Below are 15,592 nucleotides of genomic sequence, written 5' to 3' on the forward strand. Positions count from 1 at the left end.
CTGCAGACAGGGGCTGATTACTTACCTGGCGGTTAGATTATCAGCTAATGTATAGCTGTGCGACCACTATTGGGTGTTATCCGCGCTCCCCTGCAGATTTTTACACTCAGTGCTAATCCGGCTAAATGTTTACAGACCGGCAACGAAGGTTTTGTAGGCATCGACAGCTATAGGGCTTTTCATCAGCTTGTCATGGCCAACACCTTCTACCACCAGTAGGTTTTTATTCTCCGAGGGCGATACCCGGTAAAGTATCTGACTATACTTGGGTGGTGTGGTGAGGTCTTTTTCGCCCACGATAATCAATAATGGGCCTTTGTAGCTGCCTACCTGGTAGGCATTGTCTACCGCTTCGAGTTCAGGCGACAGCTTGATACGCGTAAACCAGCCGGACCAGCCCGGTGAGTTATCGTTAATAAGCTGAGAAAGATTAACAATGGGTTTTTCCAGCACCAGGGCATCCGGGCTACGCTGCAATGCAATATTGGCAGCCACGGCAGTGCCCAATTCGATACCGTGCACGATAAAGGGTTTATCGTTACGCAATTTCTCGGCGGCAAATTCATAAATAGCCAGTGCATCAGCCATCATAGCTTCGGGATCGAGTTGGGTTGGTTTATCACTAATTCCCGCACCGGGGTAATCAAACCAAATCACGTTGGCCGGAATGGCGCCAAAGCGGTGCACAATATTGGCTGACTCATTAATGGTCATGCCGTTGGCACCAAACAACAGAATATTGGCTTTCGCGCCATGATAAAGCGCCTGAATACCGCGCAGGGTGTATCCCTGTTCACTGGTCAGGCTTACCGCTTTTAGCGCAACCGACATATCATCCTTAAAGGCCTGCTCCCGAAAACGAGTAAGATTCAGTTTTTCGGTTGTAGCCGACTGATAAATAAGATTGCCCGGCGTGACGTTGATCACACAGCCGGTAATCACCACTGCGATGACGGAAATGATGGAGGTTTTGATAAAACGGTGCATGCCTTTCCCTGGAAAACCTTTAACTGCTTTAAGCGTATCAGTAAAACCGCAGAAAATCATGCAGGGCCATACATTTACTCTGTGGTTTGAGGAGTTACAGAGAAAGAAGGGAGAGCACCGCCCTACCCAGAACGCCCCCTTGAACAACAAGGTACTTAAAAAATAATGATTTACTGAGGTTCGCGCAGATGGAAAATCTGCGCAGCGTGTTGCCAGGTCAGGCTGCTGCGCAATATGAGTGCCTTCAGAAGGACCACGATCGGTTAAGCCCAGCGGCAGACGCATTTAGCGGTTAGCACAAATAACCAGCTTTATTCTGCCCGAGAATTAAAGACCTGCTGTTCAATGTTGCCACCATTCACGGCCAGCGCTTTACCACTTTGCTGGCTCATGAGTGTCACGTCTCCCATGGGGCACAGTTGCCACTGATTACAGGCACTGTCGGTATTGTGCGGTAACACTGCCTGATTGACAGAAGCAGAACACCCGGCAACCGCCAGGGTGGGCGACTTACACATCACTAGTTGCGACGTCCAGGTGGTTGTGGTCAGGTAATAGTTACCATCCCAGTATTCCAGCCACGGATCGGCGCCATTAGAAAACAGGGGATTAGTGAAAATGCCGGATGCTTGCGTCGCGACATTAGCCTTGGATTCGGTGACTTCCTGACTGCCTGTGCTGTTCCAGCCGGCAAGGAAATACATTACCAACAAACTAATACCAAGTCGTTTAAACGACTTGGTAATCATGATTGCTCTCTATCTGGGTGACACCCCCCGCCAGCCGACGGGTGTTAGGGTTAACCGCTCAACGCTGGCTTACTTTGTTTCGAAGATGTAGACAATACGCGTTGAGTAAACTTCGCCCGGTAATAAGGTAGTGCTTGGGAAGTTAGCCTGATTAGGCGAGTCGGGATAATGTTGGGGCTCCAAGCACAAGGCACCACGGAAAATATGCTGCTGACCAAACCCTTCGGTAGTTCCTTCCAGAAAGTTACCAGAATAAAACTGTACCGCGGGCTCTTCGGTCAGTACTCGCAGAATCCGGCCAGAGGTTGGCTCATAAACGGTGGCTGCTTCGATAAGCTCATTGTCTACCTGTTCTTTTAATACGTAGTTATGATCATAGCCTTTACCCAGCGCCAGTTGCTCGTTGTCAGCTTCAATATCGCGACCGATGGCTTTTGGTGACCTAAAGTCGAAAGGGGTTCCGGCCACCGGGGCCAGCTCGCCCGTTGGGATCAGGCCATCATCTACCGGTGTGATGTATTGACCGTTGATCTGCAGCTCGTGATCCAGAATCGTGCCTTTACCGGCCAGGTTGAAATAGGAGTGCTGGGTCAGATTGACCACGGTTGGTTTATCAGTGGTAGCGATAAACTGCATATCCAGTGTGTTGTTGTTGGTCAGCGTGTAAGTGACTTCGGTTGTCAGCTCACCCGGGTAGCCCTGATCGCCGTCCGGGCTTACCAGAGTCAGGGTCACCCCAGCACTGTTAGCCGTTGCAAACGGGGCCATTTTCCAGATTTTCTTGTCGAACCCCTGGATCCCACCGTGCAGGTGGTTATCGCCATCATTGCTGGCAAGCTGATACTCAGTGCCGTTTAACGTAAACTTGCCGTCTCTTATACGGTTACCATACCGACCGATCAGCGCGCCAAAATAAGGGTTGCCCTTTTCATACTCTTCAATGGTTTCCATGCCATAGACAATGTTACCCGATTTGCCATTAGCATCGGGCGTAGCAATGCGGGTAATAATGCCGCCGAAGCTAATCACTTCAACTTCCACATTATTGCTATTTTTAAGGGTGACTTTTTCAACCGGTGTCGCGTCGCTCAGCGAACCAAAAGCACTAATGGTAGCGCTGGGAGTGGTAGTCATAGATTGTCCTTGCTTATTAGCCATAACCTGATTGGCACAGCCAAATGTCAGTGTTAGCACTCCGGCCAGCAACCACTTGGCCTGTTTACCGGAGCGGGAGAAAAACGCAGGGCGAACCCTGGATAAAGATAACGACGGCATAATTTACATCCCTACAATAATTTTTATACTTTTATATTACAATTAACATAAGGGAATGCAAGTTTTTCAGACCTGAATTTCGCCGTTGTTTACCATAATACAGTCCATTCCGGCATCCTCAGCCGCCTGGCGACCAATCTCGGTATCCTCGAACACTACGCACCTGGACGGTTCAACCCCTATTTGTCTGGCAACAGTGAGGAAGGTTTCCGGATGTGGTTTGCCATGAGTCACATCGGTAGCCGTTACCAGTGAATCAATGCGCTCAAGGAGACCATGGGCCGACAACAGATGTTCCGCATGCGGGCGTTCAGCGCCGGTACCAATCCCAATCGCCATGTGCGGGCGATAATGCTCAAACACCGCCATGGTCGACTCTATGATAACCGGTTCAAGCTTCATTGCTTCCCAGCTTTCGCGCTTGAAGCGGGCAACTTCCGATGGATCAAGATCCATGTTGAATTTATCATTCAGAACCAAAACAGTCTGTCGCGTAGGTACACCACCCAGTGAATTCATGTAGTCGAGGTCAAAGGGATAACCGTATTTTTCGCAGGTGATACGCCATGCTTCCATGTGCGCTGGCATCGAGTCTACCAACGTGCCATCCATATCAAACACAATGCCTTTATAAGGGCTTAAGTCGACCATGAGTACTCCTAATCAATCTGTACTAGTCATAAAACAAAATCGCAATGTAACACGAGCTACTTGCGATTATATTACTATCACTGGTATGACAATGTTGTTGGTTCACCCTGAGGGTAAACCAACAGGTCGATTAGATACCTTGCTTAAGCTGATAGTAAGCAGCGTTATAGCGCAGTTCTGATTTGAAGTTACGCAGATTGGTATCGCTGTCGATTACCACGGTTTCAACACCCGCCATATCAGCAAAATCTTCAATTACTTCTGAGCTCAGCGCCTGGCTGTAGGCTGCGTGGTGAGCACCGCCAGCATGTATCCAGGCAGCCGCAGCCACCTCCAGATTTGGCTTAGGTTCCCACAGTGCCGATGCAACCGGCAGGTGTGGTGTCGTTTCAGGTTGTTCAACGGTTTCCACTTCGTTAATCAGAATCCGGAAACGGTTACCCATATCGATTGGCGATACGTTAATGGAAGGGCCCGCTTTAGCGGCAAACAGCAGACGTGGCACGTCACACTTTACACCAATGGTGTGGCGATGCAGTTCCAGACGAGGCGTCTTGCCAGCAATTGACGGGCAGATTTCCAGCATGTGGGCACCCAGTACCTGATCCACGGAATCAGTGAAGTTATAGGTGTAATCTTCCATAAAGGAACAGCCGCCCTCAAGACCCTGTGCCATCACTTTCATGGTGCGAACCATAGCAGCCGTTTTCCAGTCACCCTCTCCGCCGTAACCATAGCCTTTGGCCATTAAGCGCTGAGTGGCGAGCCCCGGCAGACCGGTTAACCCGGCAAGGTTTTCAAAACAGTTAGTGAACGCCCCGAAGCCACCGTCGATGAAGAATTTTTCCATACCCAGTTCCAGACGGGCTTCTTTCATCAGACGGTCACGCTGGTAGTCGTCGGTTAGTAGTTCTTTACTAACATCGTATTCCTGATAGTAAGCATCCAGTTGTGCCGCCACGTCGCCGTCGCTGATGCCGTTTACGACATCTGCTAAGTCCTGCAGGCCGTAAGCATGCACTTCGTAACCAAAAGTAATCTGTGCTGCAACCTTGTCGCCCTCAGTTACCGCTACGTTACGCATGTTGTCACCAAAGCGAACCACTTTGAGCGACTTGCTTTCTGCCCAGCCTAAGGCGGCACGGCACCAGCCGTCGATTTGCGCAACGGTTTTCGGATTTTGCCAGTGACCAACCACGACTTTACGTTCTTTACGCATGCGGCTACCAATGAAACCAAATTCACGGTCACCATGGGCACTCTGGTGCGTATTCATGTAGTTCATGTCGATGCTGCTCCACGGCAGACCGGCATTAAACTGAGTATGCAAATGCAGCCATGGCTTTTGCAGTTCGTTCAGGCCGGCAATCCACATTTTGGCTGGCGAAAAGGTGTGCATCCACAGGATCAAACCAACGCAGTTGGCATCGCTGTTCGCTGCCTGGCAAATCTGATGGATTTCAGCTGCAGATTTTACGGTGTCTTTATAAACCACTTTCACCGGCAGGTTGTTTTCGTTAAGGCCTGCGGCCAGCGCCTGACTGTTACCGGCGACTTCTTCAAGTACGCGTGGGCCATACAGATGCTGAGAACCGGTAACAAACCATACTTCTTTTTGTACTGTAGTCATAATTTGAGTCCTCTATTGATAAAGAGCTTGCAGGTAGAGTTACTCTTGGCCGTAGTAGGCGTTTTTACCGTGCTTGCGTAAATAATGCTTGTCCAATACGGCTTGCTTAAGCACAGCGGCATTGGGGTCTAAAGTCCTTGTGAGATACGCCATTTTGGCGATCTCTTCGAGCAGCGCGGCATGATATACCGATTGTGCTGCATCCTTACCCCAGGTAAATGGCGCATGGCCGGCAACGATGACCATCGGTGCTGCAGCCGGGTCGCGATCCACGTAAGCGTCAGTAATCTGCACCCCGGTTTCTTCTTCATAGTCGCCGTTAACCTGCTCGTCGGTGAGGTCGCGGGTACAGGTAATTTCACCGTGTACGTAATCAGCGTGAGTTGTGCCCAGGCAGGGAATGCTCTGGCGCGCTTGTGCCCACGCTGTCGCGTAAGTTGAATGGGTGTGAGTTACGCCACCAATTGAGTCAAACGCGCGGTAAAGGTGGGTGTGGGTTTTGGTATCAGAAGAAGGCCGCATGGTGCCTTCCACGATGGTATTTTCCATATCCACGATAACAATGTCTTGCGGCTTCAACTGATCATAAGACACACCGCTTGGCTTGATAGCCACTACGCCTCTATCCCGATCAATCTGTGATACATTACCGAAGGTGTAAATCACCAGATTACGCCGCTGAAGTTCCATATTGGCTTCATACACTTCCCGCTTTAATTCGGTGTAGCTCATGCTTTACCTCCACTGACATAATCGCCAAGTGTCTGATAGTTTCGGTATAACTCGTCGTAAATATCCACTTTCGATGCATCCGGCAGATATTGTTTGCAAACAGGCGACGCCATTACCTGCTGAGCTTCGGCGACGGTTGGGTATTCGCCAGCCGCTACAGCAGCCATAATGGCACCGCCCAGGGCACAACTCTGTTCACTTTCCAGTACGTCGATGGGGCAGTTCCACACATCGGCGCAGGTTTGCATTACGTAGTCGGATTTTTTCGAAATGCCGCCAATAACCACTACCGAGTCAATAGGTACGCCTTCCTCACGGAAACGTTCGGTAATGGCCCGCGCACCAAACGCCGTTGCTTCCACCAGCGCTTTAAATAATTGCGGCGCATCGGCGCCCATTTTGATACCGGTTAACGCCATCGACACGGTTTGGTCGGCATCCGGTGTACGGCGACCATTTACCCAGTCCAGGGCGGTGATATCTGTAGCACTTACCGGCAAAGTCGCGGCAGCAGCAGACAAACGCTGTAAGGTCAGCGATTCAATCTTATCCACTAATTCATCGGCGCCTGATTCCACCAGTTCATGCAGTAAATTGCTGGTTGGCCACAGCACCAGGTTTTTAAACCAGGCATACAGGTCACCAAATGCTGACTGACCGGCTTCAAGGCCAACCAGACCAGGAATAACAGAACCATCAACCTGCCCACAAATACCGCGAACACAGGTTTCGCCAATGGTTTCGTAAGACGTCACCGTGATGTCACAGGTAGAAGTACCCATTACTTTAGTCAGCACGCCTTCGCGAACATTGGCAGCTACCGCGCCCATGTGACAGTCAAATGCGCCATAACCCACTTTAATACCTGCAGGCAGACCCAGCTTTTCAGACCACTCAGAAGTTAACTCTCCGGCTACCTGATCGCTTGTTTGTGTTACTGGATTCAAGGTATCCACCAGGCCATCCAGCAGCGGATCTACTGAGGTAAAGAAATCATTTGGCGGGAAACCGTTCCAGGCTTCATTCCACATTAGTTTATGACCGGTTGCACAACGGCCCATCTGTAACTGCGAAGGATGGGTAGTGCCGCACATTAATGCGGTCATCCAGTCGCAATGCTCTACCCAACTGTAGGTGGCGGCTTTAACCGCCGGATCCTGGCGGAAAATGTGTAAGGCTTTGGCCCAGTACCATTCAGAAGAATATATACCGCCCATGTAAGCCAGGTAGTTCACCTCATTAGTGCTCGCAGCCTTAGTGATTTCGCCGGCTTCTTTCAGTGACGTGTGGTCTTTCCACAATACGAACATCGCATTGGGGTTTTCTGTAAATTCTTCGGTTAATGCCAGCGGCACACCTTCGGCGTTGATTGCCACAGGGGTAGACCCGGTGGTGTCGAAGCTCATGCCAACGACTTTATCAGCCGTGCCGGCAGGTACCTTCGACCACAGCGCATTGACCACTTCAATCAGGCTATCCACATAGTCCTGAGGGTGCTGACGGTACTGGTCTTTCGCGGGCTCGCAATAACGGCCCTGTGCCCAGCGCGGGTAATTCGCCATATGGCTGGCCAGCTCTTCGCCGGTGGTTACATCTACCAGTAAGGCTCTGACCGAATCAGAGCCATAATCCAGCCCTAATGTATAACGAGACATAATTTCTAATTCCACTCACGGCTAACAAAATTAGCCAACAAAGCCTAATTGTATGATAATATCAATATTAGGCAAATGTAAAGGTAATATAAAATTAATATTAACAGTGTAGACGGTGCATAATGCACCAGTACGTAAGTTGATGATGCCGCTGACCTATTGCTGTAAAAAACCACAACCAAAGCCTGCCGAAACTTGTAACCTTTTGAATTTATTCAGAGTGGAAAGAACTATGACTACCCAGTTAGAACAGCTTAAATCTATGACTACTGTGGTTGCCGACACCGGCGACTTCGAAGCGATTGCTTTATATCAACCACAGGATGCGACCACTAACCCGTCGCTATTGTTAAAGGCCGTACAAATTGAAAAGTATCGTCCGCTGGCTCTTGAAGCCGTAAAATGGGCGAAAGATCAGGGTGCTACCGATGACATTGCAACGGTTGCTGCAGACAAACTAGCGGTACTTATTGGTGCTAAGCTAATGGAGCAGGTACCCGGTTATGTGTCTACCGAAGTAGACGCACGCTTATCCTTCGACACCATGGCCACTGTCGAGAAAGCCAATCATCTGCTGGCGCTGTATCGGGATCAGGGCATCGATACCAGTCGCGTACTGATTAAAATTGCAGCAACCTGGGAAGGTATTCAGGCCGCCCGTATCCTCGAAGCCCAGGGGATTAAAACCAACGTCACTCTGGTTTTCTCTTTTGCTCAGGCCCGTGCATCAGCCGAGGCTGGCGCTTTCCTTATATCTCCTTTCGTAGGTCGTATTCTTGACTGGTATAAAGCAGACCAGCCAGACGCTAACTTTAGCGGCGCTAATGATCCGGGCGTGTTGTCGGTTACCCGCATTTATAACTACTTCAAAGAGCATGGCTATGACACCATCGTCATGGGCGCAAGCTTCCGCAACATTAGTGAGATTCAGGAGCTGGCTGGCTGTGACAGACTGACCATCAGTCCGGGATTACTTGATGAGCTGACTAATAACGACGCCGCACTGCCACGCAAACTCACTCCGGTTGATGCACCTAAGGCAGCGCCGTCGGCGTTAACCGAGCAAACTTTCCGCTGGGATATGAACGAAGATGCCATGGCTACTGATAAACTGTCTCAGGGCATCCGTCAGTTTGCTAAGGACCAGGAAACCTTAGAAACCATGCTGACCGAGCTGGCCAAATAATCGTTACACTGCTTCTCAATGCAATGCGGCTCAAAGTGACCTGTCAGCCGCATTTTTATTATACGAATGGCTCAACATTTATATTACTTATTGGTTGATGAGTGCCCTTCAATAAAGCTGCGAATATCCTTAAACAGTGCCGATTTAGCCGTGCTGTTAACGTACATCATGTGGCCCCCTTCATAATAGGTATACCAGATTTGCTCTGCATTGATGGCATGGCGGTTAAGGGTATATTCGGCGTCAAAGAACGGCGTTACCAGATCGTAATACCCTGATGCCACCAACACGTCCAAATGAGGGTTAATCCGTAATACCTCTGTTAATTGTCCCGCCGTATTCACGTAAGTTGGCTCCCAGGAACTACCGTCTTTGCTGGTACGGTACCGCCAGTAACGTCTGAGATCTGGGTCTGCCGGCGACAGGTACTGACGCTCCCAGTCTACATTGAGTGAGTTGCGCATATATACCTGCAGGGCGCTGTTAAAGGCTGCCGAGATGGTATCTGATGCCGCATCCCGTTTGGTGCTATCATCCAGGTCATCACGCTCATCACCTAAATAGCGCGCATCCAGCAAGCCCACTGTCTTACTCTGGTCACGCAATAACTCCTTGGCAAAGCGGCGCGCGCTTATTCTTAACTCAGCGCGTTCGACATATTGAGGACTTAATCCGGTAAAATAAGCCAGCCGCCTGGCTAACTGACTTTTTTGTTCAGGCTTTAAACGGTTACCCGCAAACAGGCCTGACAGTAATTCATTCGTAGCAAACTGACGCGCTTGCTCCAGGAACGCCTGTTTATTCTGTGGCACAGGGGCCACTTTACCGTGGTATAACGCGGCCGCTGCCATAGTCGGCACATAAGTCACATAGGAAATAATATTATCCGGGATATATGGCGACGACCCCTGATAATCCAGCGCCTGAGACACAAATACCAGCCCGTTAATACTGATTTTCATATTCTTTTGCAGAATATTAGCCACATAAGCGGCTCGCGTGGTGCCATAACTTTCACCCAGAATAAAAATCGGCGAACCCCACCGGTTATTCTCTGTCATCCAGGTGCGGATAAATTCGGCCATGGACTGCGCATCTTCTTTTAGGCCCCAAAATTCTTTACCTTCGTGCTCACCCAGAGCCCTGGAGAATCCGGTGCCAACCGGATCGATAAAGACCAAATCTGTTACATCCATTATTGAGTTTGTTGAACTCTTCGGTAAATAAGGCGGTAAGCCGGGATGGGTCGCATCCGACGGCACTTCAGCAAAGGCAGGCCCTAAGCCACTCATATGTAGCCACACCGACGCCGAACCCGGTCCGCCATTCCAGACAAAGGTTACCGGCCGCGTGGACGCTTTGACCTTATCCTGGGTATAAGCAAATGAAAATATGCTGGCTTTGGGTTCGCCTTGCAAGTCTCGTAAATAGGTTTCGCCAGCGGTTGCCCTGTAGGCAATTTTCTGACCGTTAAACTTGCCACTGTGATTGGTGATGAACGCCTGCGGTGCGTCAACAGGTACTTTTTCATCCTCAGCCTGAGCCGATGTCATCAATACGCCTAATACCAGTAACCAGCACTTAATCCCTATTCCAGACCGCATAGTTGCTCCACCTGTTTTATTATTTATTACCATTTAAGTATATAGTGATTTAACCACAATACAGGTCACAAACGACGAGCTCACCCAAAGCGATGATGAACATCAGCCGTATCTGAGTAAAAAATAATGTGGTCAAACCTTCAATAAATACGTATGTTTATTGCCGTTATAACGGATGACCCACCATCAACAAGGAATGAACTTTATGAAGCTATTAAAGTCTGTCGCCCTTTTTCTGTTACCAGCTACCGTTTCGGTTAATGCCAGTGCTGAATACCTAATTAACCTGACTGACTTTCCGGCATGGTTTCAGCAGTCCATGGCTCGTGAAGCCGAGGTGACGACTACCGGCCAACTCACCATCGAACAGTTAAATGTCGATGCCAAAGTAAAAGGTGCTCCGGCTTTGCAGGACAGCGGCAGTGAGGATGTTTGGTATTACACCATGGATATCGGCTCTGATTCACCAGTAGAGTGTTATGCCTTCTTAGAGTTTGATGGCGCGGCTAACTCCCTTCATGCCATTGTGGAACACAGCCTCGGCGGCGCTGAGCAAATTAACAATAAATCGTTGTCTGGCCGTTTTAATCTCGGTCTGGATATGGGCATGATTGGCGATACGCCCTATCTGCAGCTTGATACTCTGTATAATCTCGGACAAGGTAACGATAAAGTGGCAGGTGTGTTAAAAGGCCTCTCCGCGCAAACAGACCAGAGTTTGCAGATTTGTGTACACAACGAAATGGGTTACCAACAGGCATTCCTCGACGTTTTCAGCAGCTTTGTACAAGCGTTCACGGCAAATGACAAGCAACCCGAATTATACGAAGCCACTTACCGGATGACTATTAACGGCATTCCGGTAGGCTACACACAGGAAAAGCACACCATTGATCAGGACGGTGATATTGCAACCGTGTTGCGCGATGCCATGATTACCCCGGTCGACCAGGTAGCGGTGTCCCGTTCAGACTCTCAAACCCTGGAATGGAGCCGGCCCGATGGCTCCCTGATCAATGCTCAGGAATATGCCATTGAAAATGGCCAGTTGACATCACAGTTTGCTATCAGTCACGCAGAAGATGCCTGGCAGGTAACAGGCCAAATGCAGGGTAAAGAAGTCAACGCACGCCTGGAATACAATAGCTGGTTATTGTCGAGTTTCGGTAATTACACTGAAACTGCGCTGCTGCTGACCAGCGATGCGCCAACTGCCGATTACCATATCTGGCTCTCAGAAGCCGACCCAACCTCAGCCTTACCGGTGACCTTTACCAAGATCGACGAACTGCCTGACGCCAATTTACAGTTTGATCTTGGGCCGCTTACCCTTAAATACCTGGCTACAGAAAATGGCTCCTTTGAAAAAGGTTCCATTGCCCAGGGCGGCGTGGAGCTGAAACTTGAAAAAGTGTACAGCAAAGGCCAGCCGGTTCTGCCATGAAAAAGTACCTGACCATCCTGGCACTGACGTTTTCATTCAACGTCAGTGCACAGTCAGTGCCTTCACTGGCTGAAATACCGCTGACTCTCAGTGCCAATCAGTCTGGCGCTTTAAACGGTACCGTTTATCTGGAGATTGAGACCCGCCAACCAGCTTCACTGATAAAACACCTGGGCAATTACAATGGTGTTACCACTAAGCGGCTTGCTAGCCAGAAATTGGCGGTTGCCTTAACACACCAACCCAGGTTTACCGGTCCGGTTCAGGCAAAGTATACTCAGCCAAGCTTTGTTATTGATACCGATGAACCGGCGACCCAGGCTTTTATTGACGGTTTTACCACCACTTTGGCTGATACTGACAAGCTTGAGGCGATCACCGCCTACGTCAGTAAATACATTAATGAACCGACTTATATTCACGGGTTTAATCTGGCGTCTACGGTTGCCACCCAGCGCGCTGGTGACTGCACGGAATTTGCTGCCCTGACGACTGCCCTGGCCAGAGGTTTAGGATTGCCCGCCCGCTTAACTCTGGGTACGGTTATTACGGCTTATGGAGAATCGGCCGATGCGTTTGGTCATGCCTGGACGGAAGTCTGGTATAAAGGTAAATGGCAGATTATAGATGCTGCGCTGTACGGGGCTGAAGGGCAGCAGTTTTATTACCTGCCTACCGGCATTCTCAACAATGAAGGACCCGGTTTTGCCATGTCTTTAATGATGGCATCGTCCTTGTTTCCCAATCGTGTGGGAAACGTACAAAACTTGCAATAATCAGTACGCTGGTTGATAAGGTTATCGCGGCCGAACCGCCCGATGTGTTAGCACCGGCACTAACCTGAAGCGATCAGCCCGGCACTAAAGCGCTGATTAATGAAATAACGGGCACCAACGAACCACTCTCCGTTCAGTTTATAGCGGTCGACTACACTGTCGCCAAAATAACGCACAAAAACACGGTTGGTTTTATTCAGCTAAGGTGAAATATGAAAGCTTGTTCGCTCACCGGCACATCAGACAAATACCGCTTGTATTCAATACCAATAAAGTCGTCGCCATAGCTTTTTAAATCAGCTATACCGAAAGAGATCTCATTTTGGGTAACAACGGAAAAACCAGAAAAACACAACCCGGACAGGGCTATGGGTAAAAGGGAATGCTTCATAGCTCATTCTTGTTACGATAAAAATGACGATCAGCGGTTTGCCCCGGCGCCGCGTAACGAAGCCACACATCAACACAGCATAACCGCAGTATACATACCGCTTGTTACGAGCTCTGCTCCGTCAAATAGTTCAGCATTTATCTACACCGGCCACACTTTTTGTATGGCCGATTACGCCTTTTGCCGCATCTACTCAGCCAATTCGCACGGAACCGCGGCTGTCATCCTATACAGGATTTTATCAACGAGATGGTTGCATAATGCTAACTCAGCAATATAATAACGCGAACTATTATCATTTACATTAGGATTATTGATGAAATATAACGCGATCAGTCTCGTCCTGCTTACTTCTCTCGCTTTGCGGGCCGGCGTTGCCAACGCAACTGCGGTGCCTGACGATGACGATATTGAAAAGCTCACGGTCAATGGCGAGCGCTTAAATAATTATCTGTATGAAAAAGCCGATAGCTTGTCCCGACTGGATCTGGATATAAAGGATTTGCCTCAGTCGATCAGCGTGATTGGCGAGGAAATGATTGATGATTTCGCGTTAAATAACATTAATGCGGTACTCGATACCGTCACCGGCCTTAACGTAGAGGAAGTCGAAACCGACCGGACATATTTTACTGCGCGCGGCTTCGACGTTACCAACTTTCAGGTAGACGGTCTGGGTTTACCCATATTAAACGGTAACGTACATGGCGATATCGACACCGCCATTTACGAAAGAGTTGAGGTATTGCGTGGTGCAAACGGCCTGATGACAGGTACCGGCAGCCCTTCTGCCACGATCAACTACGTGCGCAAAAAGCCAACCGAGAACACGCAAATCTCCGCCCGTGCTCAGTTGGGTAGCTGGAATGCCAGGCGTCTCGACGTTGATGCCTCTGCACCATTATCCGACTCAGTAGGTGCGCGTGTGGTAGTGGTGAAAGAAGACAAAGAGTCTTACCTGGACCGCTACGAGTTAGATAAAACCGTGGCTTATGGCGTTATTAGTGCCGCCCTCACCGACACCACTCAGCTAACCGTAGGCGCCAGCCAACAAACCAGTGATGCGAAAGGCAATATGTGGGGCGCGTTAACTCTGTATTACGCCGATGGCACGCCAACCAACTTCGACACCAGCACCAGCACTTCTGCCGATTGGTCGCAATGGGATGTCACCGACACCCGCTATTTTGCATTTCTAGAACAGCAACTGGCCGAAGGCTGGTCACTCAAAGCAGATTATACGCACATTGAGACCGACGAAGACACACAGCTGTTTTATAGCTACGTATCCCGCGATCCGGATACCGGTGTTATGTTGCTGGATCCTGAAACGGGTCTGGGCCTGATTGGCTACGGTAGCGAATACACCCTGGATGATGAACATGACTATGCCGATATCTACCTGAACGGTAACTTCGATGCTTTCGGACAAACACATCAGGTAATGATGGGGGCGAGCTATGCCAAAGTAGCTTACACTGATGTATCGCTTTACGACTTCCATACCGGTAACGGCTTTCCGCTCTTGCCAGCCATGGAAGATTGGAGCGGCGACACACCCTACCCTGAATTTACAGACGGTGCTACCGGCAGCGATGTAGAGGAAAAACAAACAGCCGTGTATTTTGGTGGTAATTTTGCCCTGACCGACAGCCTGTCGCTACTAGCCGGCGGACGCTTTAATCAGGTGGAAGTAACTGGTATCTCCTATGACATCGACGAGACCCTCGATCAAAACGCTTTTGTCCCCTACGGGGGCCTGGTTTACGCCATTAACGATGATATCAACACCTACTTCAGCTACACTGAAGTGTTTACCCCCCAAACTGAAAGAGATGCCAACTTCAATCGACTCGATCCGATTACCGGCGAATCAAAGGAGATTGGGATTAAGGCGTCATTAATTGATGGTAATGCGCTACTGACCGTGGCCTACTTCGATATTGATCAGGTCAACGTTGCGGTGGACGACGGCTTTGCAGCCAACCCGGTATCCGGTGTGGAAGAGCAGGTTTACCGCGAAGCGGATGGCCTGAGCTCTAGAGGCTGGGAAATCGACTTAGCCGGTGAAATTCTGCCCGGCCTGCAAACCAGCCTTGGCCTGACGTTTTTCGACCTTGATGGCGACCAGCTTGTTGCCGATTATACGCCGGAAAAACTGGTTAACGTGAATGCTACCTATCAGTTCCAGACGTTACCGGCACTGAAAGTCGGTACCTCGATCCGGTGGCAGGAAGCCACTTCCCGCAATGTGGGCCAGGTACCCGCCACATATGCTAACGCGGGCCAGGATATCGTAATTGAACAGGATGCCTACGCCCTGGTGAATCTGATGGCCAGTTACACCGTTAACGACAGTATTACCATTATTGCTAACGTGAATAATGTGACCGACGAAAGATATCTGAAGTCGCTGTATTGGGAACAAGGCTATTACGGTGCACCCCGTAACTATATGTTGTCATTAAACTGGCAGTATTAAACACAAAACAGGCCGCTAATAGAGCGGCCT

Annotated in this window: 13 protein-coding genes; 4 read left to right on the plus strand and 9 right to left on the minus strand. The window is 49.7% G+C overall.

All coding sequences use genetic code 11. The features are described from left to right. Positions 1-129 precede the first annotated feature (129 nt). The 7 genes from AC2T0J_RS03865 to AC2T0J_RS03895 form a co-directional block, all read right to left on the minus strand. Entirely contained in the window at positions 130-987 is an 858-nt protein-coding gene (locus AC2T0J_RS03865) for an alpha/beta hydrolase (protein ID WP_489808860.1), read from the minus strand. A gap of 311 nt (positions 988-1,298) precedes the next feature. Next, positions 1,299-1,736: a hypothetical protein gene (locus tag AC2T0J_RS03870; RefSeq protein ID WP_489808861.1), complete on the minus strand. Its 438-nt coding sequence runs from the start codon at positions 1,734-1,736 to the stop codon at positions 1,299-1,301. A gap of 69 nt (positions 1,737-1,805) precedes the next feature. Then, positions 1,806-3,011, minus strand: a complete 1,206-nt coding sequence (locus tag AC2T0J_RS03875) for an aldose epimerase family protein (RefSeq protein ID WP_489808862.1) — start codon at positions 3,009-3,011, stop codon at positions 1,806-1,808. 66 nt (positions 3,012-3,077) lie between these two features. After that, positions 3,078-3,662, minus strand: a complete 585-nt coding sequence (locus tag AC2T0J_RS03880; RefSeq protein ID WP_489808863.1) for an HAD family hydrolase — start codon at positions 3,660-3,662, stop codon at positions 3,078-3,080. 130 nt (positions 3,663-3,792) lie between these two features. After that, entirely contained in the window at positions 3,793-5,292 is a 1,500-nt protein-coding gene (araA, locus tag AC2T0J_RS03885; protein ID WP_489808864.1) for an L-arabinose isomerase, read from the minus strand. A 39-nt stretch (positions 5,293-5,331) separates the two neighbouring features. Then, entirely contained in the window at positions 5,332-6,024 is a 693-nt protein-coding gene (locus tag AC2T0J_RS03890; protein WP_489808865.1) for an L-ribulose-5-phosphate 4-epimerase, read from the minus strand. Beyond that, entirely contained in the window at positions 6,021-7,679 is a 1,659-nt protein-coding gene (locus tag AC2T0J_RS03895; protein ID WP_489808866.1) for a ribulokinase, read from the minus strand. The genes AC2T0J_RS03890 and AC2T0J_RS03895 overlap by 4 nt, the downstream gene beginning before the upstream one ends. A gap of 232 nt (positions 7,680-7,911) precedes the next feature. Between AC2T0J_RS03895 and tal the strand changes: the two genes are divergently transcribed. Continuing rightward, entirely contained in the window at positions 7,912-8,865 is a 954-nt protein-coding gene (gene tal / locus AC2T0J_RS03900) for a transaldolase (RefSeq protein WP_489808867.1), read from the plus strand. A gap of 83 nt (positions 8,866-8,948) precedes the next feature. Here the strand turns inward: tal and AC2T0J_RS03905 are convergent, their stop codons facing one another. Further along, positions 8,949-10,469, minus strand: coding sequence for a S10 family peptidase (locus AC2T0J_RS03905; RefSeq protein ID WP_489808868.1), 1,521 nt, complete (start codon positions 10,467-10,469; stop codon positions 8,949-8,951). Between the two features lie 205 nt (positions 10,470-10,674). Here AC2T0J_RS03905 and AC2T0J_RS03910 point away from each other — a divergent pair, with 205 nt between their 5' ends. Next, positions 10,675-11,913, plus strand: coding sequence for a hypothetical protein (locus AC2T0J_RS03910; protein ID WP_489808869.1), 1,239 nt, complete (start codon positions 10,675-10,677; stop codon positions 11,911-11,913). After that, on the plus strand, positions 11,910-12,689 hold the full coding sequence (locus AC2T0J_RS03915) for a transglutaminase-like domain-containing protein (protein ID WP_489808870.1): 780 nt from the start codon (positions 11,910-11,912) through the stop codon (positions 12,687-12,689). Before AC2T0J_RS03910 ends, AC2T0J_RS03915 begins: the two co-directional genes overlap by 4 nt. Positions 12,690-12,885: 196 nt before the next feature. On the opposite strand, the gene AC2T0J_RS03920 is transcribed toward AC2T0J_RS03915, so the two are convergent. Further along, a complete protein-coding gene (locus AC2T0J_RS03920) occupies positions 12,886-13,080 on the minus strand; it encodes a hypothetical protein (RefSeq protein WP_489808871.1) in 195 nt (64 codons plus the stop codon). Between the two features lie 316 nt (positions 13,081-13,396). On the opposite strand from AC2T0J_RS03920, the gene AC2T0J_RS03925 reads away from it, so the two are divergent. Beyond that, the gene (locus tag AC2T0J_RS03925; protein ID WP_489808872.1) at positions 13,397-15,562 is read left to right on the plus strand and encodes a TonB-dependent siderophore receptor; all 2,166 of its coding nucleotides are present in this window, start codon (positions 13,397-13,399) and stop codon (positions 15,560-15,562) included. Positions 15,563-15,592 lie beyond the last annotated feature (30 nt).

The sequence above is a fragment of the Alteromonas sp. ISO5 genome, assembly GCF_058105165.1.

Bases quoted from the DNA above. Each gene is read 5' to 3' on its own strand.
- AC2T0J_RS03910 (WP_489808869.1), top strand. From the start codon at position 10,675: ATGAAGCTATTAAAGTCTGTCGCCCTTTTTCTGTTACCAGCTACCGTT.
- AC2T0J_RS03920 (WP_489808871.1), bottom strand. From the start codon at position 13,080: ATGAAGCATTCCCTTTTACCCATAGCCCTGTCCGGGTTGTGTTTTTCT.
- AC2T0J_RS03925 (WP_489808872.1), top strand. From the start codon at position 13,397: ATGAAATATAACGCGATCAGTCTCGTCCTGCTTACTTCTCTCGCTTTG.
- AC2T0J_RS03880 (WP_489808863.1), bottom strand. From the start codon at position 3,662: ATGGTCGACTTAAGCCCTTATAAAGGCATTGTGTTTGATATGGATGGC.
- AC2T0J_RS03865 (WP_489808860.1), bottom strand. From the start codon at position 987: ATGCACCGTTTTATCAAAACCTCCATCATTTCCGTCATCGCAGTGGTG.
- AC2T0J_RS03895 (WP_489808866.1), bottom strand. From the start codon at position 7,679: ATGTCTCGTTATACATTAGGGCTGGATTATGGCTCTGATTCGGTCAGA.
- araA (WP_489808864.1), bottom strand. From the start codon at position 5,292: ATGACTACAGTACAAAAAGAAGTATGGTTTGTTACCGGTTCTCAGCAT.
- AC2T0J_RS03890 (WP_489808865.1), bottom strand. From the start codon at position 6,024: ATGAGCTACACCGAATTAAAGCGGGAAGTGTATGAAGCCAATATGGAA.
- tal (WP_489808867.1), top strand. From the start codon at position 7,912: ATGACTACCCAGTTAGAACAGCTTAAATCTATGACTACTGTGGTTGCC.
- AC2T0J_RS03915 (WP_489808870.1), top strand. From the start codon at position 11,910: ATGAAAAAGTACCTGACCATCCTGGCACTGACGTTTTCATTCAACGTC.
- AC2T0J_RS03870 (WP_489808861.1), bottom strand. From the start codon at position 1,736: ATGATTACCAAGTCGTTTAAACGACTTGGTATTAGTTTGTTGGTAATG.
- AC2T0J_RS03905 (WP_489808868.1), bottom strand. From the start codon at position 10,469: ATGCGGTCTGGAATAGGGATTAAGTGCTGGTTACTGGTATTAGGCGTA.
- AC2T0J_RS03875 (WP_489808862.1), bottom strand. From the start codon at position 3,011: ATGCCGTCGTTATCTTTATCCAGGGTTCGCCCTGCGTTTTTCTCCCGC.